The sequence below is a fragment of the Croceicoccus sp. genome, from assembly GCF_983967925.1.
Genome location: NZ_CFETID010000007.1, coordinates 68444 through 93866 on the forward strand (window position 1 = coordinate 68444; position 25423 = coordinate 93866).

At 66.2% G+C, this 25423-nt stretch carries 23 protein-coding genes; 13 read left to right on the forward strand and 10 right to left on the reverse strand.

The window, feature by feature from the left end:
* Positions 1-22: 22 nt before the first annotated feature.
* The 4 genes from AC4FIJ_RS06105 to AC4FIJ_RS06120 form a co-directional block, all read right to left on the reverse strand.
* Positions 23-3247 (reverse strand): efflux RND transporter permease subunit, encoded by a 3225-nt coding sequence (locus AC4FIJ_RS06105; protein WP_490335821.1) that lies wholly within the window; start codon positions 3245-3247, stop codon positions 23-25.
* Between the two features lie 71 nt (positions 3248-3318).
* On the reverse strand, positions 3319-4599 hold the full coding sequence (locus AC4FIJ_RS06110) for an efflux RND transporter periplasmic adaptor subunit (protein WP_490335822.1): 1281 nt from the start codon (positions 4597-4599) through the stop codon (positions 3319-3321).
* On the reverse strand, positions 4596-5033 hold the full coding sequence (locus tag AC4FIJ_RS06115) for a hypothetical protein (protein ID WP_490335823.1): 438 nt from the start codon (positions 5031-5033) through the stop codon (positions 4596-4598). The genes AC4FIJ_RS06110 and AC4FIJ_RS06115 overlap by 4 nt, the downstream gene beginning before the upstream one ends.
* A 367-nt stretch (positions 5034-5400) precedes the next feature.
* The gene (locus tag AC4FIJ_RS06120; protein WP_490335824.1) at positions 5401-6045 is read right to left on the reverse strand and encodes a TetR/AcrR family transcriptional regulator; all 645 of its coding nucleotides are present in this window, start codon (positions 6043-6045) and stop codon (positions 5401-5403) included.
* A gap of 186 nt (positions 6046-6231) precedes the next feature.
* Here AC4FIJ_RS06120 and AC4FIJ_RS06125 point away from each other — a divergent pair, with 186 nt between their 5' ends.
* The 8 genes from AC4FIJ_RS06125 to AC4FIJ_RS06160 all read left to right on the forward strand — a co-directional run bounded on the left by AC4FIJ_RS06125 (position 6232) and on the right by AC4FIJ_RS06160 (position 14143).
* Entirely contained in the window at positions 6232-6897 is a 666-nt protein-coding gene (locus tag AC4FIJ_RS06125; RefSeq protein ID WP_490335825.1) for a DUF4331 family protein, read from the forward strand.
* Positions 6897-7619 carry a DUF4331 family protein gene (locus tag AC4FIJ_RS06130; RefSeq protein ID WP_490335826.1) on the forward strand — a complete coding sequence of 241 codons (723 nt, stop codon included), beginning with the start codon at positions 6897-6899 and terminating at the stop codon, positions 7617-7619. Before AC4FIJ_RS06125 ends, AC4FIJ_RS06130 begins: the two co-directional genes overlap by 1 nt.
* Before the next feature lie 94 nt (positions 7620-7713).
* Entirely contained in the window at positions 7714-9060 is a 1347-nt protein-coding gene (locus tag AC4FIJ_RS06135) for a tetratricopeptide repeat protein (RefSeq protein ID WP_490335827.1), read from the forward strand.
* Positions 9042-10184 carry a HupE/UreJ family protein gene (locus tag AC4FIJ_RS06140; RefSeq protein ID WP_490335828.1) on the forward strand — a complete coding sequence of 381 codons (1143 nt, stop codon included), beginning with the start codon at positions 9042-9044 and terminating at the stop codon, positions 10182-10184. The genes AC4FIJ_RS06135 and AC4FIJ_RS06140 overlap by 19 nt, the downstream gene beginning before the upstream one ends.
* Positions 10185-10229: 45 nt before the next feature.
* A complete protein-coding gene (locus AC4FIJ_RS06145) occupies positions 10230-10811 on the forward strand; it encodes a sigma-70 family RNA polymerase sigma factor (protein ID WP_490335829.1) in 582 nt (193 codons plus the stop codon).
* The gene (locus AC4FIJ_RS06150; protein ID WP_490335830.1) at positions 10804-11580 is read left to right on the forward strand and encodes an anti-sigma factor; all 777 of its coding nucleotides are present in this window, start codon (positions 10804-10806) and stop codon (positions 11578-11580) included. The genes AC4FIJ_RS06145 and AC4FIJ_RS06150 overlap by 8 nt, the downstream gene beginning before the upstream one ends.
* 228 nt (positions 11581-11808) lie before the next feature.
* On the forward strand, positions 11809-13632 hold the full coding sequence (locus AC4FIJ_RS06155; RefSeq protein ID WP_490335831.1) for a hypothetical protein: 1824 nt from the start codon (positions 11809-11811) through the stop codon (positions 13630-13632).
* A gap of 220 nt (positions 13633-13852) precedes the next feature.
* On the forward strand, positions 13853-14143 hold the full coding sequence (locus AC4FIJ_RS06160; protein WP_490335832.1) for a hypothetical protein: 291 nt from the start codon (positions 13853-13855) through the stop codon (positions 14141-14143).
* A gap of 67 nt (positions 14144-14210) precedes the next feature.
* On the opposite strand, the gene AC4FIJ_RS06165 is transcribed toward AC4FIJ_RS06160, so the two are convergent.
* A complete protein-coding gene (locus AC4FIJ_RS06165; RefSeq protein WP_490335833.1) occupies positions 14211-14876 on the reverse strand; it encodes a response regulator in 666 nt (221 codons plus the stop codon).
* Positions 14877-15158: 282 nt separating this feature from the next.
* Between AC4FIJ_RS06165 and AC4FIJ_RS06170 the strand changes: the two genes are divergently transcribed.
* Entirely contained in the window at positions 15159-16121 is a 963-nt protein-coding gene (locus AC4FIJ_RS06170; RefSeq protein WP_490335834.1) for an AraC family transcriptional regulator, read from the forward strand.
* Between the two features lie 100 nt (positions 16122-16221).
* Here AC4FIJ_RS06170 and AC4FIJ_RS06175 read toward each other — a convergent pair whose 3' ends face one another.
* Positions 16222-18207, reverse strand: a complete 1986-nt coding sequence (locus tag AC4FIJ_RS06175) for a ribonucleoside-diphosphate reductase subunit alpha (protein WP_490335835.1) — start codon at positions 18205-18207, stop codon at positions 16222-16224.
* A gap of 750 nt (positions 18208-18957) precedes the next feature.
* Between AC4FIJ_RS06175 and AC4FIJ_RS06180 the strand changes: the two genes are divergently transcribed.
* Positions 18958-20658 carry a mechanosensitive ion channel family protein gene (locus tag AC4FIJ_RS06180; protein ID WP_490335836.1) on the forward strand — a complete coding sequence of 567 codons (1701 nt, stop codon included), beginning with the start codon at positions 18958-18960 and terminating at the stop codon, positions 20656-20658.
* Between the two features lie 7 nt (positions 20659-20665).
* On the opposite strand, the gene AC4FIJ_RS06185 is transcribed toward AC4FIJ_RS06180, so the two are convergent.
* From AC4FIJ_RS06185 to AC4FIJ_RS06195, 3 genes are all read right to left on the reverse strand, one after another.
* Positions 20666-21097: an energy transducer TonB gene (locus AC4FIJ_RS06185; RefSeq protein ID WP_490335837.1), complete on the reverse strand. Its 432-nt coding sequence runs from the start codon at positions 21095-21097 to the stop codon at positions 20666-20668.
* A 60-nt stretch (positions 21098-21157) separates the two neighbouring features.
* Complete coding sequence (locus tag AC4FIJ_RS06190; protein WP_490335838.1) at positions 21158-21637, reverse strand: glutathione peroxidase; 480 nt, start codon at positions 21635-21637, stop codon at positions 21158-21160.
* A 171-nt stretch (positions 21638-21808) separates the two neighbouring features.
* Positions 21809-22600 (reverse strand): outer membrane protein assembly factor BamD, encoded by a 792-nt coding sequence (locus tag AC4FIJ_RS06195; protein ID WP_490335877.1) that lies wholly within the window; start codon positions 22598-22600, stop codon positions 21809-21811.
* Between the two features lie 289 nt (positions 22601-22889).
* Between AC4FIJ_RS06195 and AC4FIJ_RS06200 the strand changes: the two genes are divergently transcribed.
* Together AC4FIJ_RS06200 and AC4FIJ_RS06205 are read left to right on the forward strand one after the other, a co-directional pair.
* A complete protein-coding gene (locus AC4FIJ_RS06200) occupies positions 22890-23744 on the forward strand; it encodes a metallophosphoesterase family protein (protein ID WP_490335839.1) in 855 nt (284 codons plus the stop codon).
* A gap of 60 nt (positions 23745-23804) precedes the next feature.
* Positions 23805-24110, forward strand: coding sequence for a hypothetical protein (locus tag AC4FIJ_RS06205; RefSeq protein ID WP_490335840.1), 306 nt, complete (start codon positions 23805-23807; stop codon positions 24108-24110).
* Here AC4FIJ_RS06205 and AC4FIJ_RS06210 read toward each other — a convergent pair.
* The gene (locus AC4FIJ_RS06210) at positions 24107-24598 is read right to left on the reverse strand and encodes a helix-turn-helix domain-containing protein (protein ID WP_490335841.1); all 492 of its coding nucleotides are present in this window, start codon (positions 24596-24598) and stop codon (positions 24107-24109) included. The genes AC4FIJ_RS06205 and AC4FIJ_RS06210 overlap by 4 nt on opposite strands.
* A 105-nt stretch (positions 24599-24703) precedes the next feature.
* Here AC4FIJ_RS06210 and AC4FIJ_RS06215 point away from each other — a divergent pair, with 105 nt between their 5' ends.
* Positions 24704-25414, forward strand: coding sequence for a murein L,D-transpeptidase catalytic domain family protein (locus tag AC4FIJ_RS06215; RefSeq protein ID WP_490335842.1), 711 nt, complete (start codon positions 24704-24706; stop codon positions 25412-25414).
* Positions 25415-25423 lie beyond the last annotated feature (9 nt).

Sequence of the window (25423 nt, forward strand, 5' to 3'; positions counted from 1 at the left end):
CGGAACATCTCTCTGGCTCCTTTCATTCCGCCGGGATCGCCAGCGGATCGTAATCGCGCGGCTGTTTCGGGCGGGGCGTCTCCGCATTCGGACGGGGGCCGCACCGCAGCGCCTCGGCCAAATTGCGGCACACGACATAGAAGGTGGGGGTGAACAGCAGGCCAAAGCCGGTGACGCCCGCCATGCCGAAGAACACCGCCGTGCCCAAAGCCTGCCGCAGCTCCGACCCGGCACCGCTGGCGATGACCAGCGGAACCGCGCCGAGAATGAAGGCGAAGGACGTCATCAGGATCGGGCGCAGCCGGGTGCGCGCGGCCTGCACCGCGGCCTGAACCGGCGAAAGGCCCTGCTCTTCCTCCGCCTGCTTTGCGAATTCGACCACGAGGATCGCGTTTTTGGCCGCCAGCGCGATCAGCACCACAAGGCCGATCTGGGTCAGGATATTATTGTCCATCCCCCGCAGGTTCACGCCCAGCATGGCCGCGAACAGGCACATCGGCACGATCAGGATGATCGCCAGCGGCAGCGTCAGGCTTTCATATTGCGCCGCCAGCACGAGGAAGACGAACAGCACCGCCATGCCGAACACCACGCCCGCGGTATTGCCCGCGATCGACTGCTGATAGGCGATGCCGGTCCATTCGGCGCCATAGCCCGCCGGCAGCGTTTCGGCGGCGACCTTTTCCATCGTCGCCAGCGCCTGTCCGGTGGAATATCCCGGCGCGACGCTGCCATCCACCTCGATCGCGCGCTGGAGGTTGTATCGCACCACGCGGTAGGGGCCGGTCCTGTTCTCGAAGGTCGCGACCGAGCCGATCGGCACCATCGATCCGTTGCTCGACCGCGTCTGCAGGTTCGCGATATCCGCGACCGAATTGCGCGATCCGGCATCGGCCTGCGCGGTCACGCGATATGTCCGGCCCAGCAGGTTGAAGTCATTGATGAAGGTTGACCCCAGATAGGTCTGCAGCGTCGAGAAGATATTCTGCGGCGGCACGCCCAGCATGTCGGCCTTGCGCCGGTCGATATCGGCATGGACGCGCGGCGACCCCCGGTTGAACAAGGTATAGACCTGCTGAAGCTCGGGCTGCGTGTTCGCCTGCGCCAGCAAGGCCTGCGCCGCCTTCTCAAGCTCGGCATAGCCCTGCCCCGACCGGTCCTCGACGATCATACGGTAGCCGCCGGGCGGGACGATGCCGTTGATCGTGGGCGGCGGGAGGAGGATGATGCTGGCCTTGTCGTAACCCGCCAGCGCTTCCTGCGCCTTGGCCATGATGCTTTCCTCGGTCACGCCCAGTTCGGCGCGCTTTTCGAAACTTTCGAACGGGAAATAGATCGCCCCGGAATCGGGCGAGGCGGTGCGCGACGGGCCGTTGAAGCCCGCGAACATCACCGCGCCGCGTATCCCCTTGCCGGGCAGGATCTTCTCCGCCACCTCGCGCGTCACCTCGTCGGTGCGCGACAGGGACGAACCCGGCAGCAGGAAGATCGCGGCGAGGAAATAGCCCTGATCCTGCTGCGGGATGAAGCCCGCGGGCGTCGCCCAGAACAGACCGCCCGTCGCGACGATCAGCGCGGCATAGCCCGCCATCATCCGTGCCGGACGCTTCACCAGCCGCAGCGTCAGCCTTGCATAGGCCTCGCTCATCCGCTCGAACCCATGGTTGAACCGGTCGCCTGCACCCTGCAGCACGCGCCGCCAGCGCGGGGCATCGTCCGCCACGCGGTGCTTCTCGCGCAGCAGGATCGCCGCCAGCGCGGGCGATAGGGTGAGCGACACGATCAGCGAGATGACCGTCGCGGTCGCGATGGTGACGGCGAACTGCTTGTAGAACTGGCCCGAGATGCCGTCGATGAACAATGTCGGGATGAACACCGCGCACAGCACCAGCACGATGGCGACCAGCGCGCCCGACACCTCGTCCATCGACCGGCGCGCGGCCTCAAGCGGTTTGACGCCTTCCTCGATATAGCGCTCGACATTCTCGACCACCACGATGGCGTCGTCGACCACGATGCCGATGGCCAGCACCAACCCGAACAGCGACAGATTGTTGAGCGAATAGCCCGTCGCCGCCAGCATGATCGCGGTGCCGACCAGCGACACCGGGATCGCGACGATGGGGATCACCGCCGCCCGCCAGTTCTGCAAAAAGACCAGTATGACGAGCACGACCAGCACCGCCGCCTCGAACAATGTGTGATAGACCGCGTCGATCGACTGGCCGATGAACTCGGTCGGGTTGTAGATGACCGAATATTCCAGGCCTTGCGGGAAATCCGCGGCCAGCGCGTCCATTTCCTCCCGCACCGTCTCGGCCGCGTCCAGCGCGTTCGAACCGGGGCGCTGCAGCACCGCGATCACCACGGTCGGATTGCCCGACAGGTAGGTGTTGAGCGAATAGTCCTGCGCGCCCAGTTCGATCCGCGCGACATCCTTCACGCGGATCTGTCCGCCGCCTGCATCGCTGCGCACGATGACATTGCCGAACTCCTCCGGCGTGGTCAGCCGGCCCTGCAACTCGACGCCGAGCTGATAGGCTCCCGCACTGCCTGAGCCGCCGTCATAGGGCGGCTGTCCCAGTGCGCCTGCCGAGACCTGCACGTTCTGCGCGCGCAGGGCCGAGACGATCTCGTCCGCCGTCAGATTGCGCGCGGCGGCCTTGTCCGGATCGATCCAGATGCGCATGCCGTAATCGCGCGCGCCGAACATCTGCACGTCGCCCACCCCGTCCAGCCGCGCAAGCCGGTCCTTCACCCGCGTCAGCGCATAGTTCGACAGATATTCGCGGTCATAGGTGCCATCGGGCGACTGAAGGTTCACGATCATCAGGAAGTCGGGCGAGGACTTCTTGGTCACCACCCCCATCGCGCGCACCGATTCCGGCAGGCGCGGCTCGGCAATGGCGACGCGGTTCTGGACCAGCACCTGCGCCTCGTCGAGGTCGGTGCCGATCCTGAAGGTGACGGTGATCGTCACCCTGCCATCGCCGGTCGATTGCGAATCCATGTAGAGCATGTCGTCGACGCCGTTGATCTCCTGCTCGATCGGCGCGGCGACGGTGTCGGCCACGGTTTCGGCCGAAGCGCCCGGATAGGTGGCCGTGACGGTGACCGTCGGCGGCACCACGTCGGGATATTGCGTAACGGGCAGGCCGATGAAGGCGAGCGCACCCACCACGGTGATCAGCACCGCGATGACGCCCGCGAAAATCGGCCGGTCGATGAAGAACCGGGAAAATCGCATGGGTTTCGTCCGTGAAATATGTGACCCGGCCAATGGCTGGGTGTAATTGTCTTTATGCGAGGCGCGCGCGCCTATTCGGCGATGGTCGCCTGCGCCGCGGCGGGTTCGCTGGGCGAAGGCGTTGCGGACGTGTCTTGCGCCGCGAAGGCGATTCGGCCGCGCTTGCTGTCGACCTTCGAACCGGCGGCGGCCGCCGCGAAGTTCGAGATCACCACCCTGTCATTTGGCGAAAGGCCCGAGCGAATGACCCGCAGGCCCCGCACCAGCGGTCCCGGTTCGACGGGCTTCGCCGTGACGACATCGTCCTTGCCGACAATCAAAACCATTTTGCGCGCCTGATCCGACTGGACGGCGGCGTCGGGGACCAGCAGCGCCCTGGCAGTCCCGGCTTCGGCCAGACGCATGTCGCCGAACAGGCCGGGCCGCAGGAACCCGTCGGGATTGCGGAAGACCGCACGGGCACGGATGGTGCCCGAATTCGGGTCCAGCGTGTTGTCCGTGAAGTCAAGCCTGCCCTCCCAGCGGTAATCGGCCTCGTCCTGCAGGCGCACCTGTACGCGGCCTGCCTCGTCGCCGTCATCCGATTGCCGCCGGGTCTTGAGGTAAAGCGCCTCGGACGCGTCGAAGGTGAAATAGATCGGGTCGAGCGCGTTGATCGTGGTCAGCAGGCTCGCCCCCGCGCCGTTCTCGCCCGAGACGAGATTGCCGACATCGACGCGCCGGTCCGAGATCTGGCCCGAGATCGGCGCGCGCACCGTGGCAAATTCGACGTCGAGCGCGCGCTGGTCGGCGCGTGCCCTCGCCGCCGCCAGCGCGGCGCGGGCGGAACTCACGCTTGTCTGCAATTGCTCGACCTCGCTTTCGGCCATGGCTTCGTCGCCGGTCAGCCCGGCCACGCGGTCATAGTCCGATTGCGCCAGTGCCAGCGCGCTTTGCGCGGCGGCGACATCGGCGCGCGCCTCGGCCAGCGCGGCGCGATAGGGGCGCGGGTCCACGGTGAACAGCGGCTGCCCTTTGCGGACGAACTCGCCGTCGCGGAAATGGATCGCCGTGATCGCGCCCGACACGCGGGGACGGACCTCCACCATCTCGCTGGGCGCGAAACGGCCGATATAGTCGTCCCATTCGGTCACCTCGCGGACGATGGGGCTGGCGATGGTGACGACCGGTACGGGCGGCGGCGCGGCCTCGGCGGAATTGCCGCCAAGAAAATGCCAGCCGAGCCCGGCGAGCAGGGCGGCGCCCAGTCCGGCGAAAGCCAGAGCGCGCTTTCGCGGGCGGCGGGCGGGCCGATTATCGCGGGCTTCGCCGATCCGGGTCTGGAACGTGTCGAGGGGTGTCTGGATGGTCATGGGGCAGTCTTTTCAATGCGGGCGCCGAACGAACGGCGGATGATGGTGAGGATTTCGTCGATCTGGTCGCGGCTGAGCCCGGCGGCCCTGGCTTCGCTGATGGCCCTGGCTTCGCTGATGGCCCTGGCTTCGCCGATGGCGCGGGCGGGCGGGTTCGCTTCGCGGTGCCAGGCGGTCACGGCCAGTCGGCGGACCGCCTCCAGCGTCTCGTTGGCGAGCGCGGGCGAGGCCCGTTCCCGCCCCATGAAAAGCCGGACGAGCCATCCGTGCTTGCGCCGCGGTTTCAGCGTGTCGAGCGCGTCGGTGCGCGCGATTTCGACCACCCGGCGTTCCAGCGCGCTCAGGACGGGAGCGGCGGGATCAGCCGCCGGATTGGCGGTCGCAGCCTTGGCCGGGGCCATGAGCGACAGGGAATGTTCTTCGGGAAGGAACATGATGGCTTACCTCTTGCGCGTGGGCCGGGCACGCGGCTGACGGTTCCCGAAAGCGCGGTCTGCGCCCGGGCGGCATGAAACGGGACGCATGTCTCCCGGCCCGGAAAACGGTTTTCCGGACACGAAGCATGCTCGATTTTGAAAGGCGGCCCGGCGCTGGACCGGGCCGGGGGTTTAGCCGGTCATCGCCGGCGCAGGGGCAGTGTGCATCGCGTTCTCCGGCTGGCCGCAGACATGAATGGCAGGTTTATGTACCAGACGGTATCTATTGCGGCGCAGCAGAAAGTCAATGCGCTTTCTGTACCAGGCGGTAATTTATTTTTCGGGCGATTGAAATCGGGCGGGATTTTCTGCGCCGCGACCGGCCCTAGCGGTCGGACCAGACGGCCAGGAACATGTCCACGATGCCTTCCAGCTCCTCGCGCGGCGCGCCCGCCTGTGCGCGGACCTGCATGCCCTGAATGACCGTGATGATATAGCGGGCCAGCGTCGCCGGATCGACGGAGGGGGACAGGTCGCCTTCCGCCTTCGCACGCTCGAACCGTTCGATCAGCGCGGTTTCGGAAGACTTGCGCCGTTCGATCACATGGTCGCGGATCGAGGCATCCTCGGCCTTGCAACCGATCATGCTCATCACCCCCATGCAGCCCTGCGGATCCTGCGCATTGGCATGGGTGTCCACCGCGCCGCGCAAGAGCCGTTCGGCCACGCCGCGCGCGGTCGGTGCCTCGATCGCGGCACCGATATAGGCCAGCTTCTCACGCTCATAGAGGTCGAGCGCCTGCTTGAAGAGCGCTTCCTTGTTGCCGAAGCACGAATACAGGCTGGGCTTTGCGATGCCCATCGCATCGGTCAGCATGGCGAGCGACGCGCCTTCGTAGCCCTGCTGCCAGAACACGCGCAGCGCCGCTGCCAGCGCCACGTCGGGATCGAACTCGCGCGGGCGGCCCTTGGTCTTCGTGTTGAGATCGGAGCATTCCATACCGGCCGGTATATAGGTGTTTGGCGCCATTCGTCCAGTGCCTGTGCCAGTGCCAGTGCAGCGCGGCGCCCCGAACATTCCGACGCCGCGAAAATTTATTCTCGGCAGACTGCATCCACTCGCGCCCCGGCTTCGTAGCTTCCCCCGCGACACATCCATGGGCGCCAATCCGGACGGCCCGCGATGCATCGCCAAAGCAGCAGAGGGAGCAATGCGGTGCAGAACTGGAAGAAAGTCACGATAGCGGGCGCGGGGCTGGCGATGGCCGCCGGCGCGGCGCTGGTCCTACCCGGGCTGGGCGGCATGGCGGCCGACCACCTCGACCCGCCCGCGCGAACCGATCCCAGCGTGGATTCGACGCCCGACAGGGCCGCCGACATCGCCGATCTTTATGCGTTTCACACCGACAGCTCGGTCGTTCTGGCGCTGACCTTCGCGGGGCCGCAGGCCACCAGCGAGCCGGCGACCTACGACCGCGACGTGCTCTACACCATCAATATCTCGAACGCGGGCGAGCGGACCGATGCGGAAATTCCGCTGCGCATCCGTTTCGCACCCGGAGATGCGGACGGAACCTATGGCGTGCAGGTCGAAAATCTGCCCGGCGTCACCGGCGCGCTGAGCGGACCGGTCGAACAGGTGCTTTCGCAGGACGGCGTCCGCGTCGAGGCGGGGCTGTTCGACGATCCGTTCTTCTTCGACCTGCAGGGCTTCAAGGACACGGCGGCGACCGGCACGCTGATGTTCGACAGCACGCGCGATTTCTTTGCCGGCCAGAACCTGACGGCGGTGGTCATCGAAATTCCCCGCGATCGCATCGCCAATGGCGCAAACCCGATCGATGTCTGGGCCACGACCGCACGTTTCGGAGGACAGCTGTGATGAACACCGATTTTACCCGCCCGACGTTAAAGCTGGCCATGGCTGCCCCCGTTGCGATTGCGATGGCGCTGGCCGGATGCAGCGACAATGACCGCATGGACGACGACCCGGTCATGGCCCCCTCGCCCATGCCCGCACCCACCCCGGCGCCGACGCCGGCACCGACCACGACCTATGACGTGACCGCCTGCCTGACGCAGGAAGTCGCGCCCGGCGTATCGGTGGCCGATCTGATCGTGCCGGATACGCTGACGCTCGACCTGTCCGCGCCCTCGGGCTTTCCGAACGGTCGCCGCCTTCCCGATCCGGTCATCGACGTGACGCTGGCGGTGATCTTCCTCGACCTTGGAACGCACAGCCCGACCACGCTGGCCGAGGTTCCGGTCAATCCGCCGGGCAACGACGTCCAGTATAATCCCGCCTTCCCCTATCTGGCCGCACCGCAAGGCAATCCGCCGCTGGCATCGGGGGGAAGCGGCTTTGACTTCCGCACCGATGCACCGGGCGATTATGTCCGTGTCGACCGCATGGGCATGCCCGCCGTCGCCACCGCGCTGATCGGTTCGGACGTGAAGACCGCCTATAACGACGCCGATCCCGCCGACGATGCGGCAGGCGATTTCGTACCCGAGCTCACCGAGCAGCTGACCGGGCTTACCAACGCGCTGGCCGACGATCTGATCGACCTTGGCCTGACGCCATGCGCGATGCCCGAAAGCTGATCGGAGAGTTGATGCCGGAGGCGATGCATTGACTGCTACCCATCAGCAGGCATCGGTCATGACGGCATCGGGGGCAAGGGGCAGGCGGTCCGTGATGTTCCCGCGCGCGGCCGTCCTGCTTCTTGCCCCGATCGCGGTGGTCGGGGCCGCCGTCCTGCTGGAAGGCAGGACCGGCGTGCCGGGCGAAGCCGCGCCGACGAACATCGACATCCAGCCATCGGTCCTGTCCGGCCCCATGCTCGGCCCGGCGGATTATCCGGCCATGATCGAGGATGCCGAGAGACGCATCGCGCTGGGGGAAGAGCGTGTGTCCAACGGCCAAGGCGAATGGCTGCGCGCCGAGACGCTGGCGGCGGGTCTGCTGGCGCGGTTCGATCTGGCCGCCGATTATGCAGACCTTGCACGGGCGCAGCAAATACTGGCCGATGCACAAGCGCTCGCGCCCGAGGGATCGGGTCCCAGCCTGCGCCGCGCATCCGCCGCGATGAAGGCGCACGATCTTGCGCTGGCAGAGCGGCAACTGGCGGTGTTCATGGGTCAGGCGGTGCCGCCATCACGGTCCGACCGCGCCGAAGTGATGGCGATGCGCGGCGATATCGCGTTCTATCGCGGCGATCAGGCGCTGGCCGACCAGCTCTACCGCCGCGCCCGCGAAAGCGATCCCGCTGCAGACCAGTCATGGCGGCAGGCGGTGCTGGCGCTGTCCCGAGCCGAGTACGATCACGCCATCATGTCTTTCGCGCAAATGGCAGGGCCGCGGGCCACGCCCTTCACCCGCGCCCGCCTCGCGCTGCGCATCGGCGCGGCGGAAAGCGCGCGGGGCAACTGGGGGCGGGCGCTCGCCTTCTACAGGGCGGCCGATGGGTTGTTTCCCGGATACTGGCTGACCAAGGCCCATCTGGCCGAAGCCCATGCGTTGAACGGCGACATGGCGCGCGCGCTGCCCTTGATGACCGAGGCGGCCGAACTGTCCGATGCGCCCGAAGCGATGGACGCACTCGCGATGATGTATCGCAGCCGGGGCGAGCGCGCGCAAAGCCGGGCATGGGCGCAGCGGGCGGGGGCGATCTGGCAGCAACGCATGCAGCAGGCCCCGGACGCAGCGGCAGCGCATGCGGCGGAACACGAACTCGTCTTCGGATCGCCCGAGCGCGCAAGGGTGCTCGCGCGCCGCAATCTGGACGCGCGTCCCTATGGCGAGGCGCGGCTGCTCTATGCCAACACCCTTATGGCCGTGGGCGAGATCGAGGCCGCCCGCGCCGAACTGGCCGCCGCCGAGCGCGGAGGGTGGCGCAGCGCGACGCTCTATGCCGCGATGGCCAATGCCGCCGCGATGGCGGGCGATGCCGAGGCTGCTGCCAAGGCGCGCGAACAGGCGCTGGCGATAAACCCCCGTATATTCACACCGGAAGCGAGGCTTGCATGGCTGGGTCACGGATAAGAACCGCGTGGTGCCTGATCGCGGCCATGCTGTTGGCGTTGTTCGCCCAGCCCGCCCTCGCGCATCTGACGCCCAATAGCGAGATCACCCTGACCGTCCAATCGGACGAGGTGGTCGCCGACATCATCATTCCGCGTTCCGAATATGCCTATGCCAGCGGCAATGGCGTATCCGGCGATGCGGCGTCTCTGCGGGCCGCGCGCGCCTATCTGTCGGACCGGTTCGCCTTGTCCGGCGCGGACAGCGATCCATGGCCGCGGCAGATCGAGAGCCTGCGTTTCGCGCAGGTGCAGGGTCCGCCCGATCTGCTGGCGCGCGTCCGCTTCACGCCGACGCCGCCGAAACCGGGCCGCTTCGTCCTGCGCTGGTCCGCCGTGATCGACGAAGTGCCCGACCATTTCGCGCTGGTCGTCGTGAAATCGGCAGGCGACAGCCGCGTCATCGGCGCGCTGCGGCATGACCGGCAGGAAATCGCGGTCGATCCCGTGCCCTCCTCATGGGCCGCCTTTACCAGCGCGGTTTCGCTGGGCGCGATCCATATTGCCGAGGGATACGATCATCTGCTGTTCCTGCTGGCCTTGCTGCTGGCGGCTCCGCTGATCGCGCGGGGTTCGCGCTGGGACGGGATCCGGACGATGCGCGGCACTTTTTCGCGGCTTGTCCGGATCACCCTCGGTTTCACGCTGGGCCATTCGGCTACGCTGGTGCTGGCCGGGCTGACCGCCATCGAACTGCCCTCCGCGCCGGTCGAGGCGGCCATTGCCTTTTCGGTCATACTGACCGCCGTGCACGCGATCCGCCCGATCTTTCCAGGGCGCGAGGCATGGGTTTCGATAGGCTTCGGCCTGATACACGGCCTCGCCTTCGCGACGCTGCTGGCCGAGACCGATGCGCAAATGGCGCAGAACCTGCCGTCGCTACTGGGCTTCAATCTGGGCATCGAACTGGTCCAGCTGGCCGTGCTCGCGGTCGCGGTTCCGCCGCTGATGCTGCTGGCCCGCAGGCCCCGCTTTTCGCAATATCGCACCGCCGCGGCGGTCGGCATCGCGCTATGCGGAAGCTGGTGGCTGGTCCAGCGCGTGCCCCCCGCCCTCGCCCTCGCCCTCGCCCTCACCCTCGCCTGATCGAATGCGGCTTGCCACGGCGCGCAATGCGTATAGGTTCGGCGCATGAACCGGGGGGATGACGGGTCGGCGCAGCGACGCCAGGCATTGGCCGCGGCGGTCGAACAGGTCGCCCATGGCGACCGCGCCGCGCTCAAGACCGTCTATGACATGACCTCGGCCAAGCTGCTCGGCGTGATCCTTCGCATCGTGCGCGACCGGGAAACGTCGGAAGACGTTCTGCAGGACGTGTATGTCAAGGTCTGGCGCCGCGCGGGCCGCTTCGATCCTGCCGTCGCCAGCCCCGTGACATGGCTGTGCGTGATCGCGCGCAATGCGGCCATCGATTGTGCCCGCCGCGAAAGCCGCGGCGACCCCGTCGTGTCCCGCCCTGCCGAGGCGATGGAAGAGATCGAGGACGACGCCATCGCCGCCGACGATTTCCTGTGCGACATGGAAGATCACGAACGCGTCCGCCTGTGTATCGAGCAATTGCAGAACGAACATCGCCGCACCATCCGCCTCGCGTTCTTCGACGGCCTCAGCCATTCGCAGCTGGCCGAACGGATCGGCGCTCCGCTGGGCACCGTCAAAAGCTGGATCCGCCGCGGCCTTGCCAGCCTGAAGGGGTGCCTGGGCGGTGAGTGACGACATGCCCCCTACCGGCCCCGAAGGCCCCGGCCCCGAAGGCGGCGATCCCGACATGCTGGCGGGCGAGATGGCGCTGGGCGTGCTGGAGGGCGAGGCGCTGGCCGAAGCGCAGCGCCGCATGGCGGACCGCGCCTTCGCGGACGAGGTCGCATGGTGGCGGCATCGGCTTGGCGTATTGTCCGAACAGGTCGGCAGTGTCGAACCGTCGGACGGCGTATGGCGCGCCATCGATCTTCGGCTGAATGCCGACGGTCATCAGGGCGCCGACATCCACCGCCTGCCGCCGCCGCGCGAAAACCGCGGACCTTCGCGCTGGAGCATTGCCACGGCGCTCGCCGGGCTGGGCGCGGCAGCGGCGGCCATCGCACTCTACGTCTCGACACCGGGACCCGCGCCGGTCGCACCGCCTGCCGAGGCTCCGGCTCCGCAACCGGTGCTGATCGCGCAGCTTGAGGGCGAGGACGGCGTGATGCGCCTTGCCAGCGTGGTCGATCCCGCATCGGGCCGCCTGTCGCTTTCGATCGAGGGTCTGGATGCGCAGCCGGGCACCGCGCCCGAGCTTTGGGTCGTGCCGCAGGATGGCGCGCCCGTTTCGCTCGGCTTGATCCCGCAGGCGGGCAGCACCGAACGCAGCCTCTCGGCAGAGCAGGCCGGTCTGCTGGTCCCGGGCGCGACGCTGGCCGTCACCTTCGAGGATGAGACGACCGCGCCGCATCAGGCGCCGACGCCGCCGATCGTGCTGGCCGGAACGCTCGACCGCGTCTGACGCCGCTGGCCCGCCGGCTTTCACGCAATATTTTTTCCCCTTTTCCTGCATCCATGACGGGTTTGCCTTCGTAACTGCGCCCGATCGCGCAATTCCGCGCCATCGACGCGGCGTTGCCGCCGGGGACAGCGAAGGGTTCGGGCATGCCGGTTTCATATTGCCCACTTCCTGATCGCGGACCGCACGCGCGCGCCAACTGGTCCGAAACAAGGAAGAGGAACAATCGACATGGCAAGCCATCTTAACGGGCGCGCAGCCCGCTTCATCACCGTCAGCGCCGGCGCAATGATCGCCATGCTGGCACTGCCCGCAGCGGCAGAGGAATGCCTGCTGGACGATGCGACCGCGCAGGGCGCGACCGGCACCGGGACAGGCGCGCTGGCCTGCGGCACCGATGCCGCCGCCAATGGCGAGGGCAGCCTGGCACTGGGCAGCGAGGCAAGCGCCGACGGCGTCGATGCGACAGCAATCGGATATGAAGCCGTGGCCACCGGCAATTCCACCGTGGCGCTGGGCGGCGAGTCCGTGGCGACCACCCCGGGCGCGACCGCGCTGGGCTGGCAGTCGCAGGCCACCGGCGCGATGGGCACGGCGGTCGGCCACCAGACCACGGCTTCGGGTGACCAGTCCTTTGCAGGCGCGGAAGACGCGGTCGCCTCGGGCAGCAACGCCATCGCCATCGGCAACACCGCATTGGCCGAGGGGGACGACGCCATCGCCATTGGTGGCAATCGCGACGGCGCGATGGGCGCGCCGACGGTGGCTTCGGGTCCCTCCACTACGGTCGTCGGCGGGCAGGCGCAGGCCATGGGGCCGGGCGCGACCGCCTATGGCTGGCGCGCGGAGGCGACGGCGGAACGCGCCACATCGCTGGGCCATCTGGCGACGGCGCAGGGCGTGAGGTCCGTCGCGGTGGGCGAGAATGCCGACGCGCAGACCGACAACGCCACCGCCATCGGCAATGAAGCGATCGCCAACGGCATCGATGCCCTCGCGGTCGGCGACACGGCCTTGGCCATGGGCAATTCCACCACCGCGGTCGGCGGCGAATCCGTGGCGACCACGCCGGGCGCGACCGCGCTGGGCTGGCAGGCGCAGGCGACGGGCGCGATGGGCACGGCGGTCGGCCACCAGACCACGGCTTCGGGCGACCAGTCCTTTGCAGGCGCGGAAGACGCGGTCGCCTCGGGCAGCAATGCCATCGCCATCGGCAACACCGCATTGGCCGAAGGCGGCGATTCCATCGCCATCGGCGGCAATCGCGACGGCGACATGGGGATGCAGACCATCGCCACCGGTCCTTCGACCACGGCGGTCGGCGGACAGGCGCAGGCGATGGGTCCGGGCGCAACCGCCTATGGCTGGCGCGCGCAGGCCGCCACCGAACGCGCAACCGCGCTGGGCCATCTTGCCAATGCATCGGGCACCCGCTCGACCGCTGTGGGCGAAGCGGCTTCGGCTTCGGGCGAGACATCGGTTGCCATCGGCAATCTCGCCTCGGCCAGCGGGACCAATTCGGTCGCGATCGGCAATGGCGCGACCGCCGCGAACGACGGGCAGGTCGTCATCGCCTCGCTCGATGCCAGCACGGCGTCGCAGACGGGGCCGATCTCGGTCGTGACGGCGGACAGCAATGGCACCATCGGGCTTAGCACCACGCCCGGCCTGACGGGGCTCGCCAGCTTCAACGATGTGCAGATGAACTCGGCCGCCATTTCCGCGAATTCGAGCGCCATCGGCATGAACTCCATGGCGATCACCCAGCTGCAGGGACAGACGGCGGAGCTTTACGATCTCGCCGACGAGAACCGGCGCGATATTCGCAAGGCGAATGAAGGCGTGGCGATGGCGCTGGCGATGGATTCGCCCGTCATCATGCCGGGTCAGAGCTACGGCGTGTCGGGCGGCTTCGGCTATTACGGAGAGCGCACCGCCGGGACCGCCGCTTTCGCGGCGCGCGTCGGATCGGCCGCATCCGTGTCCGCCGGGGTGGGCGTCGGCTTCGACAGCGGAGAAGTCGGCGCGCGTGCCGGTTTCCAGTTCGGCTGGTAACGGCGGCAACGCGGGTTCACGGGTTCTTCCTGCGGACCAGGAAGGAGGCCGGGGCATATTGCCTCGGCCTCAGTCGTGGCCGGACCGAGAGGCACGACACGGCAGGAATCGCCGACCCGGTGGCTCATCAAAGGGCAGGCACGCGGCCTCGGCCATCATCTTTCCTTAAGCCCGAACTGCGATGATTGTGCGATTCCCGCCTGGCTGAATGCGAAACAGCATGATTTCCCTGATCTGGATGATTGGCTTCTATGTCATCGGCGCCAGCATCGAACGGCTAAACCTGAAAAGCGTCGCAGCCATACTGCTCGTGGCGGCATTGGACATTGCCTGCCGTGTTTTCATGCGGATCCAGCAGGCAATGGAGCACGGCACCCAGTTTGCCTGGCCAGCACACAAGATCGTCGGCAGCTGGCTCGCCTTCTCGGCCTTTGCGGGGTTTTTCCTGCTTCTCGGCGGCTGGAAACGCAGCGCGAGCGTGCGGCGCGAAGCGGAGCTGCGGAGGCGATGACGTCCTGAAAGGCGGCACCGCACTACTCAAAGGCTGGGTTTCTCGGATGGCCGGGAACCCGGCGGCATCACGGTTCGATGATGTGATTGCGCACCGCGTAACGAATAAGCTCGGTCGAATTCTTGAGCTCGAGCTTTTGCATGACAGCCGCTCGATGCGTCTCGACGGTCTTGACTGAGATACCCAGGATAGCGCCGATCTGCTTGTTCAGCTGGCCCTCTGCGATCAGTTGCACGATCTCCCGCTCACGCGGCGTCAGTGTCCCCGCCGTTCCATCGCGCGACGCCATCTGGACGAACCGGTCGAGCAGTGTCTGGGATACCTTGCCCGAAAAATAGGGCCGATTGACCGCAAGCGCCTCGACCGCGTTCACGAGCTGCTTGCTGGTGTCCGATTTGAAAAGATATCCGCGCGCCCCCGCCAGCAGAACCTCGGCCAAGATATCGTCGCGGTCGTGCATGGTGAAGATCAGGATCTCGGTCCGCGGCAGTTCCTTCTTGACCGTGCGGGTCAGCTCCAGCCCGTTCATGGCAGACAGCGAATAATCCACGATGACGATATCGGGCCTTGCGGACCTGATGAGGTCGAGCGCGTCGCGCCCGTTCGAAGCCTCCCCCACGATTTGCCAGTGAGGATGGGCCGAAAGGATCGAACGGACGCCAAGCCGTATCATCTCATGACCGTCTGCCAGGACGATCCGCCTGATTGGACTACCCACAACCCGCGATCCCATTTCCGAACAAACTTCGCCGGCGCTTCGTGTCGCATAGACTTCACCGGGAAGATCAGGTTGCACGCCAGCATTCAGCGTCGCCGCCACCGCATATTCGTAAAGGAATACAGCGGATGCGTTTCGCTATCCGCATCAATTCTGTGGCGGACGCGCATTCAATAGTGGCGAAGTGGACAGCACGATATAAGGTTACAGGAAGCAATTGTCCGGATACTGCAAAAACCGTCGTCGGAGTGGGCCGACGACACGATTGCGATCACCAGCGTGGCAAGGGGGCTGTCGTTGAATTTTCTTGGGGGACACGGCGTGCTGAAAACGCGCGACCCGGATGAGGTGAGCCAGTGGCTGGGCGCAAGCTTCGCCGTGCGGCATTTCGATCTGCCGGATTCCAGCCGCCAGTTCAGCGGCGTGATCAACAGCTGCCAATTGTCGTCGATCGGCCTGACATATCTCGACTATGGCGCACCCGTCAGCGTCGTCATGGACCAGTTCGACTGCTTCGTTCAAGGCATCCCCTTGTCGGGCAGCGGCAATGTCTCCGCGCTGGGCAAGGATGTCATCGTCGGCAAGGATTACGGCACGGCGGCAGGCCCGGGCACCGAAATGAAACTCGAATATGGCGACGGCTTCCGCCACCTCGCGCTCCGGATCGCCCCCAATGTGCTTTCGGCCAAGCTTGCCGCCATGATCGGCCAGCCGGTCGATCCGCCCGTCATGATGGCGGGGCCCAGCGGCAATCAAGACCTGCTGGCCGCGCAGGCAAGGCTTGTCCGCCTGCTGATCGGCGAACTGGACAATCGCATGGCGGACTTCGCACCGCTGATGCTTGCCGAACTCGAGCAGGCGATCCTCGTCTCCTATCTCGAAGCCTATGAGCATAACTACAGCCATCTGCTGCGCGGCAGGCCCCGCGCGGCTGCGCCCTGGCAGGTGAAGCGCGCGGTGGATTTCATCGAAGCGCATTGGAACGAACCGCTCACGATAGAGGCATTGTCGGTCGCGTCGCAGACCAGCGCCCGCAGCCTGTTTCACCTGTTCAGGCGCACCTATGGCTATTCACCGATGGTCTATGTGAACCGGGTACGGCTTCGGCACGCGCGCGACATGCTGATGTGCCCGGCACCGGGCATGACCGTGACCGGGATCGGCATTCACTGCGGCTTTTCGAACCTCGGCACATTCGCGCAGAAATACCGTCAGGCTTTTGGCGAGAACCCTTCCGACACCCTGCGACATCACCGATAGGTCACTTGGCGCGGCGTTCTTCGCCAACACGAAAAAGGGCAAGGCACTACAGCGCCTTGCCCTGTCTCGATTAAAGCCCGCGTTTTCGCGCCGGGTCCGTCTACTGGCAGGCGAGGCATTCCTCGTAATCGGTCTCGCCGGTGTTCAGCTCGTACTTGGCTGCGTCGATGGTGTTGTCCGCCTCGACCCCGCCTGCGAAACCGGCGCGCTGCACCGATTTCGACCGCAGGTAATAGAGCGACTTGATCCCCATCTCCCACGCGCGGAAATGCAGCATGAGGAGGTCCCACTTGTCGACATCGGCCGGGATGAAGAGGTTGAGGCTCTGCGCCTGGTCGATGAAGGGCGTGCGGTCCGCCGCGAATTCGAGCAGCCAGCGCTGGTCGATCTCGAAGCTGGTCTTGAAGACCGCCTTTTCTTCGGGCGTCAGGAAGTCGAGATGCTGGACCGACCCGCCGCGTTCGAGGATCGAGTTCCAGACATTGGCCGAATCCTTGGACTTTTCCGCCAGCATCTTCTGGAGATAGGGGTTCTTGACCACGAAGCTGCCCGACAGCGTCTTGTGCGTGTAGATATTCGCCGGGATCGGTTCGATGCAGGCGCTGGTGCCGCCGCAAATGATGCTGATCGACGCGGTCGGCGCGATCGCCATCTTGCAGCTGAAGCGCTCCATCGCGCCCATTTCCTCGGCGTCGGGGCACGGTCCGCGCTCCTTGGCCAGCATCATCGACGCCTCGTTCGCCTTGGCGTTGATGTGCTTGAACATCTTGAGGTTCATCGCCTTCGCCATCGCGCTCTCGAACCCGATGCCCTTGGACTGCAGGAACGAATGGAAACCCATCACGCCCATGCCGACCGAACGCTCGCGCGCGGCGGCATATTTGGCGTTCTCCATCTCCTCCGGCGCGCGGTCGATATAGTCCTGCAGCACGTTGTCGAGGAAGCGCAGCACGTCCTCGATGAAGCGCTTGTCGCCGTTCCACTCGTCCCAGGTTTCCAGGTTGAGCGAAGACAGGCAGCACACCGCGGTGCGGTCTTTGCCGTGATGGTCCTTGCCGGTGGGCAGGGTGATTTCCGAACACAGGTTCGAGGTCGAAACCTTCAGCCCCAGATCGCGGTGATGCTTGGGCATCATGCGGTTCACCGTGTCCGAGAACACGAAATAGGGCTCGCCGGTGCGCAGCCGCACCTCGACCAGCTTCTGGAACAGGGCGCGGGCGCTGACGGTCGAGCGCACCGAGCCGTCCTTGGGGCTCTTGAGGTCGAAATCGGCTCCGTCGCGCACCGCTTCCATGAACTCGTCGGTCAAGAGCACGCCGTGATGCAGGTTCAGCGCCTTGCGGTTGAAATCGCCCGTAGTGGTGCGGATCTCGAGGAATTCCTCGATCTCCGGGTGGTGCACGTCGATATAGCAGGCCGCCGAGCCGCGCCGCAACGAACCCTGGCTGATCGCCAGCGTCAGGCTGTCCATCACCCGCACGAAGGGAATGATGCCGCTGGTCTTGCCGTTGAGGCCGACCGGCTCGCCGATCCCGCGCACATTGCCCCAGTATGTGCCGATGCCGCCCCCGCGCGAGGCGAGCCACACATTCTCGTTCCAGGTCGAGACGATGCCCTCGAGGCTGTCGTCGACGCTGTTCAGATAGCACGAGATCGGCAGGCCGCGCCCGGTGCCGCCGTTCGACAGCACGGGGGTCGCGGGCATGAACCACAATTTCGAGATATAGTCGTAAAGCCGCTGCGCATGCTCCTGGTCGTCGGCATAGGCATCGGCGACGCGGGCGAACAGGTCCTGATAGGATTCGCCGGGCAGCAGGTAACGGTCCTGCAGCGTTTCCTTGCCGAACTCGGTCAGCTTGGCATCGCGGGCGGGATCGGTGACGATGGTGAAGCGGCGCTCGGCCACGTCCTTGGACGACAGCGCCTTTTTGGAGGACGCGTCCGCCATGGCTTTCGCCAGCACCTCGCCCGCCTTTTCCAGCGCGCCATCGGGTGCGGTTGCCGTGTCGAGGTCGCTGCTGCTCACCTGAACATCTCCAGTCGGAACTTCCGCATCATGGCCTGCATCACCGTTTCTGAAATCCATTGTCGCCGCCCCGGTCCTGTCATCATCGCAATTCATAAAAGGGCGCATGTCGGGCCCGGTTTTCGTAAGCGACCGGTTCCATCCAATTGAGCCCCATCCGGCCGTGCGCTTTCACGCCAAAGCCCCGCCATCCCGGTCATTTCCCGCTTTTGCCGGGAAAATCGGCAGCATCGCGCTGCACAAGGTCTTGCGGGTCGCTTCATCAGCCGACCGCTAGGGATAGTGCCTCAACCGCCCGGCCAAGCAAGCGCAAGTTTTCCACCGAAGCGAGCCGCAGGGGCTTGCCCCAAAGCGCAGCGCCTTGCGGCAAGAGCGTTGCAAGAGCCGCGTGGGCGTTAAAAAAACTTTTCCACCGCTATGTGATCGCCCGGCCGCTTCCGAAATATGGGGTGCGGCGGGACCGATTTCCATAGGCGCACCGCACGCCGCGCCGCCCCGCCACGCGCGAATCGAGCGCGGCCATGGCAACCGCCCGCGCCTGCCCCCCAGCCGCATCGCGCCTGCCTCATCCCCGGCCGCATCCTCGGCCCACGGCGGGACAGCGTGGCGGGCAGCGTGGCGGATACGGGCACAAAATGGCGGCGAGCCGATTGAAAGGACAGAACGCCGGCGCTTTTTTCGCAAGCAGCCTGTCTGCGGCCGGGTTCGGGGGAGGCCTGAAACCGCATGGGTGAACTTGTGACCGATCTTTCCGCTGGGCGCAGTGCCCCCCGCCGGCCTGGCGCGCATAGGGCCCAGCCTGCCGCGCATATGGCTTTCGCGCGACTTGTGGCGCTGCTCCTCGCGGCGCTCGCCCTGATCGCGTTCGCAGGCAGCGCGCAGGCGCAGGGCAATGCGGCGATCTCCAGCGATCCCTATGTCTACAAGATCGACACGCTGAACGGCGGCATCGCGCCCCCTCCCGACGATTTCTACCGCGACACCCCGCAGGCGCTGATGGAAAGCTTCATGGATGCCGGGGCCGAGGGAGACTGGGTGCGCGCCGGCTATGCGCTCGACATGACGCATCTGACCCCGGCGCAGCAGCGCGAGCAGGGGCCAAAGCTCGCCGCCATGTTGTACGACGTGGTGCGCGGATCGGTGATGGTGAACTGGGCCGCCCTGCCCGACCGTCCCGACGCGGTCGACACGACCAGCAGCGACAAGGACCCGATGGCGGGCACCGCGCGGCGCAATATCCGCCTTGGCCGGATCGAGACCAACGATCGCGGCACATCGATCCGCATCGCGCGGCTGCAGCAGGACGGGCAGGACCCGGTGTGGCTGTTCGCCAGCCAGACGGTGCAGAACGTGCCCGCGCTCTACCGGCAATACGGGCCGACGCAGCTTGAACGCGCGCTGCCGCCCGCGCTGCGCGAACAGGCGTTCTGGACGCTGGCGTGGTGGGAAGTGATCGCGCTGCCGCTGGTGATGCTGATCGCATTCGGCGCGGCGGCGTTGACGTGGCGGGCGATCGGCGATTTCCGCTCGCATTACAGCGGCACCATCGCGGCGCGCATATTGAACGCGATCCGCACCCCGGCGGCGCTGTTCGCCTTTGCCGGGACCTTCGCGCTGGTGCGCGGCATGGTGTTCACCTTCTCAGGGCTTGTGAACACCATCCTCGATCCGCTGCAGACCCTGCTGATCGTCGCAGCCATCGCGGCGGTGGTGCTTTCCGTGCTCGAAGCGATCCTCGACCGGGTGGCCGACAGCCAGATCGACGATATCTCGCAGCCCGACCACGAACGCGACCGCAATTACTACACCACGCTCTCGGCGGTGCGGCGCATGGCGATCGTCATCGTGCTGCTGCTGGGCATCGGCATCGTGCTGGTCCAGACCGACCTGACCGAGACGCTGGGCTTCTCGCTGCTGGCATCGGCGGGGCTGTTCACCCTCGTCCTCGCCTTTGCCGCGCGCACGCTGCTCAGCGACATCATGGCCTCGCTCCAGATCGCCTTTGCCAAGACCGCGCGGATCGGCGACGCCGTCGAGTTCGAAGGCCGCTGGTGCTATGTCGAGAAGATCGGCTTCACCCATCTGCGCCTGCGCACATGGGACGGGCGGCGCATCATGGTCCCCGTGGGCGAATTCGTGCAGTCGAGCTTCGAGAACTGGACCAAGGAGGATGCCAGCCTCACCATGATCGCGCATCTCCACCTCGACCACCGCGCCGACATCGACGCGCTGCGCGAGGATTTCGGCGAATTCGTCGAGGGTGACGAGGACGTGATCGACAAGGACGAGGCAAAGCTGCAGGTCGTCGACCACAATGCCTCGGCCATGGTGCTGCGCATGGTGGCGAACTCACCCGATCCGAAACGCGGATGGGCGATGCACTGCCGGATGCGCGAATATATGCTGAAGGCCGCCGCCGCGCGCGATGCCGCGGCCGGCAACGAACCGGCGCCCGCCTATCTGCCGCGCGAGCGCGAAGTGCGCATGGATCTAGCCGGGAACGAGGGGTGAAAACGCGTCATTCCGGAATCACGTAGCGGACCGTCTGGACATAGTCCGACTTCACTGGCTGCTGGTCCTCGTTCAGCGCCGGGTAGAAGCGCGCATTATTGACCAGCGCGGCGCAGCTGCGCCGGTCGAACGCCTTCACGCCGCTCGACTCCACCACCTCGCAGGTGGAGACTTCGCCGAACGCGTCCACCTCCAGCCGAGTGACCAGCCTGCCCTGCAATTCCGCCTGCAGCGCGCCGCTGGGATATTCGGTGATCCAGCTCGCCGGTTTCGTCTTGGGGAGCGGTCCGCGCGGATGCCTGTTCAGCTCGGCGGGATCGACCGAAAGCGCGGCCTGCGCGCCGCCGAAGCCCGATCCGTTCATCTCACCGGCCAGCAGCACGCCGCCCGCCACGCCGATCAGCGCAAGCGCGATCAGGAATTTTTCCTGCGAACCCATGGGCCGAACATGCCGCCAAATCGGCAAAGCACAATATGATTTGCGCCAGAACGATTTAAATCAAAGCAGCGCCTCGATCGCGCCGCGCAAGGCCTCGGGCTTGGTCGTGGGGGCAAAGCGGTCGGCCACCTGCCCGTCGCGCCCGACCAGGAACTTGGTGAAGTTCCACTTGATCGCCTCGCTCCCCAGCAGGCCGGGCGCCTCGGCCTTGAGCCATTCGTAGAGCGGCGCGGCACCGGGCCCGTTGACGTCGATCTTCGCGAACAGCGGAAAGGTGACGCCATAGTTCAGCGAACAGAAGCTGGCGATCTCGTCCGCCGAGCCCGGCTCCTGCTTGCCGAACTGGTTGCAGGGAAATCCCAGCACCACCAGTCCGCGATCCTGCAAGTCGCGATAAAGCCGCTCCAGCCCTTCATATTGCGGGGTGAAACCGCACCGGCTGGCGGTATTGACGATCAGCATGACCTTGCCGCGATAGTCGGAGAGCGGCACCGCGCTGCCGTCGGGCCTTGCGGCGCTGAAGTCGTAGATGCTGGTCATGGCTGGCCCCTTCCCTGCCCGTTCAAGACCGGCGGCTGCGGCATGCATGCCCATCTGCGCCTCGGGCACATGCACATCCTCGGGCCGTCAGGCCGAACCGAATGTCCGTTACCGATAAACGACTGGCCTCGGCGGCAGCCCGATGCAAGCGCCTAAAAAGCGCGCGCCCGATCAGCTCACGTAATCGCCGGCCTTGTCTTCCATCAGCTCATAGGCCTTTTCGTACCATTCGCTGCCCGGATAGTTCGCGCCCAGCACGGCGGCGCTCTTCTTCGCTTCCTCGGGCAGGCCGATGGCGAGATAGCTTTCGGTCAGCCGGTAGAGCGCCTCGGCCGTGTGGCTGGTGGTCTGGTATTCGTCGACCACCTCGCGGAAGCGCAGGGTCGAGGCGAGCCAGCGCCCGCTCTTCTGGTAAAAGCGCCCGATCGTCATTTCCTTGCCCGCAAGGTGATCGTTGACAAGGTCGAGCTTGAGCTGCGCATCGGCGGCATAGCCGCTGCTGGGATAGCGGCGGATCACTTCGGTCAGCGCCTGCTTGGCCTGCAGCGTGATCGCCTGGTCGCGCTGCACGTCGCTGATCTGCTCGTAATAGCACAGCGCGATCAGGTACTGCGCATAGGGCGCGTCCTTGTTGCCCGGGTGGATCGACAGGAAGCGCTGCGCCGCCCGGATCGCCGAGGTGTAATCGCGTGCGACATAATAGGAAAACGCGCTCATCAGCTGGGCGCGGCGGGCCCATTCGGAATAGGGGTGCTGGCGCTCCACCTCGTCGAACAGCGCGGCGGCGGCCTGCACCTGTCCGCGGTCCAGCCGGTCCTTGGCCGCGAAATACAGCGTTTCCACATCGCGCGCGACATAGGCGGTGTCGGGCGTGTCCGCGCCGCCGCCGTTGCCGCCGCAGGCCGTGACCGCAAGGGCCGGAAGCGCCAGTGCGGCAAGGCGCAACGGGCGCAACGCGCGCATCAGGCGGCGGGGGCGGCGGGAAGGGACAGACGCGCCAAAGGGCGCTGCATCGCGGTCGAGGGCAGTCATGCGAGGCCTATAACCCTGCCGCTGCTGAACGCCAAGTGAAGTTGCGCCCTCCATCCCCCGGCTTCGTGCCGATCGCCCAGCGCTGCCTCCACCCGTTTCCGTCCCGTAATGATGCGCCGCCCGAATGACCCACCGCCCGGCCCGTACTTGGACCTTGGGGCAGGATACCTAATCCCCCCGGTCTATTTGCGTTCATCCCGCCGCGTGCAAAGATGGCGCCATGGTCCTGATGAAGAACCTCTTTCCCGCCTCGCTGACAGGCGCGCGGCCGACGGGTGGGCACAGGGCCGAATCGCCCCGTTTCGAACGGGTCTATGCGATCGGCGACATCCACGGGCGGCTCGACCTGTTCCGGCGGCTGATCTCGGACGTGGCGATCGACAACCGGCTGCGCGATCCCAAGCTGACGGGCATCGTCCTGCTGGGCGACGTCATCGACCGCGGGCCGCAATCGGCCGAATTGCTGCGCGCCTGCCGCGAACTGACGCGCAGTTCCAATCGCTTCGTCATGCTGAAGGGCAATCACGAGGCGATGATGATCACCGCGCTGCGCCACGATTACAGCTTCCTCGGCCCGTGGCTGCGCTATGGCGGGCGCGAGACGCTGCACAGTTTCGGCATGACCGATGCCGAGATCGACGAGCCCGAGCCGTTCGACATGGCCGCCGACGCGCGCCGCCGCATCGGCGAGGACATGCTGGACTGGATCGATTCGCTGCCGGTTTCGCTGCGCGCGATGGATTATCTGTTCGTGCACGCCGGAATCCGCCCCGGCATCGCCCTGAAAGATCAGGAAGAAGACGACCTGCTTTGGATCCGCGACGAATTCCTCGATTGGAAGGAGGACTTCGGCGGGCTGATCGTGGTACACGGACATACCGTGTTCGAAGGCAAGCCGGGGATCACCGGAAACCGTATCGGCATCGATACCGGCGCCTATTACACGGGACAGTTGACCGCCGTGGGGCTGGAACAGGGCGAAGGGTGGGTGTTTTCCACCAGCGACCCCGACCATGCACCGGGGCGGGCGAACGATTACGACCCGGCGGTCGATCTCGCGAAAGTCGGGGACTAGAAACCGGCAGCGACCGCGGCCCCGGGTCCGCGATGGACGCGATGTGATGGACGCGACGCGATGGAACTGACGCCGATGCGGCGACGCCCGATAGAGGCGTTCGGCGACGATTCGCTCGACGCCGATCTCGCCTCGATCCTGCTCGACCGCGACGAACCTTCCTCTCCGCTGCAATGGCTGAACGACTGGTGGCACCGGCCCGAGGTCGAGCATATCTGGCAGCCCCCGCCCAGCTGGCGCGACGATCTGAAATATTACCTGCTGGCGATCATCGTGCTGCAGGTGGTGCTGGCGCTGTCGCTGATCCTGCGCGACGGTTCGCTGGCCGAGGATTTCGGCACGCTGGCCAACATTTTGGGGTTCTAGGTTTCTCCCGACCCGCCGCCGGCCCCCGCTTCCTGTCCAGCACGCGCGATCAGCACGTCGAGCGCCGCCCGCCCCGCGCGCAATTCGGGCAGGATGTGGCGCAATTCGTGATCGGTGATGCGCCGCCCGCCCTCGCTGCGCGCGGACTGCATCTCGACGATGCCGTGCAGCGCCTCGACGATGGCAAGCGTCGGGTTCTCGCCGCTGCCCGCTTTCGGCCTGTGCACCGGCAGGCAGCGCACCTGCGCCATCGCCAGCAGCGGATCGATCGCGCCCGGACCGAACGCCTGTTCGATCCGCATCAGCACTGCCGGATCGAGCGAGGTCGCCCCCGTGCGCGCATTGCGAATCGTGCCGGGCGAGCAGTCGAGCCGCGCCGCAAGCTGCCGGTCAGACAGGCCATGTGCCTTGCGCAGCGCCGCGATGATCCGTTCTACCGCAGCGCGATACCTTTCGGTCGTAACCGGCTTTTCACGGGCGGTGGCCATGCAATATCTCGCCTTTGACTTATCCTGCATGACGCAAGATGATGTTTGTTTCCGACAATAATTCCCCAAGACCTTGATTGCATTCCTGGCCTATCTGCAAAACCCATGAAATTCAGCCGCCGCAACTTTATCGCTTCTGCCTCGACCCTGCTCGCAACCTCCGCCGCCGCCGCAAGGGCAGCGCCGCCGGTCGTCGCGCGCCCGGTGGTGCAGCCGCTGGGTGCGGCCATCCCCGCCGCCGCGCCGACCGACGCCTCGCTCGACCTGATCCGCGCGACCGGCATCCGGCCGGACCTGTTCATGTCCGCGATGGAAGCGCTGAACCGGCACGGTGCGAAAGTCCGGCGCGACCGCATCGCCATCATCGATTTCGCTGCCCATTCCGCGCAGCCCCGCTTTCACCTCGTCGATCTCGACAAGGGGGAGAGCCGGTCGCTGCTGGTCTCGCACGGCAGCGGATCGGACCCGGCCTATAGCGGCTGGTTGCAGCGCTTTTCCAATCGTCCCGGCTCCAACGCCACCTCCGAAGGCGCCTATCTGACCGCGAATTATTACACCGGCAAGCACGGCAGTTCGCAGCGCCTTGTCGGGCTGGACCCCACCAACGACAATGCGATGCAGCGCGCCATCGTGGTGCACAGCGCATGGTATGCCGAACCCGAAATGGTTCAGCAGCACGGCAAGCTGGGCCGCAGCCAGGGCTGCTTCGCCTTCTCGCGCCGCGGGCTGGACCAGGTGTTCGACCATCTGGGCGAAGGCCGCCTGATCTATGCCTGCAAGGTCGATGCGAACGCGGGATCGAACCTCATCGGCTGACCGGATCGG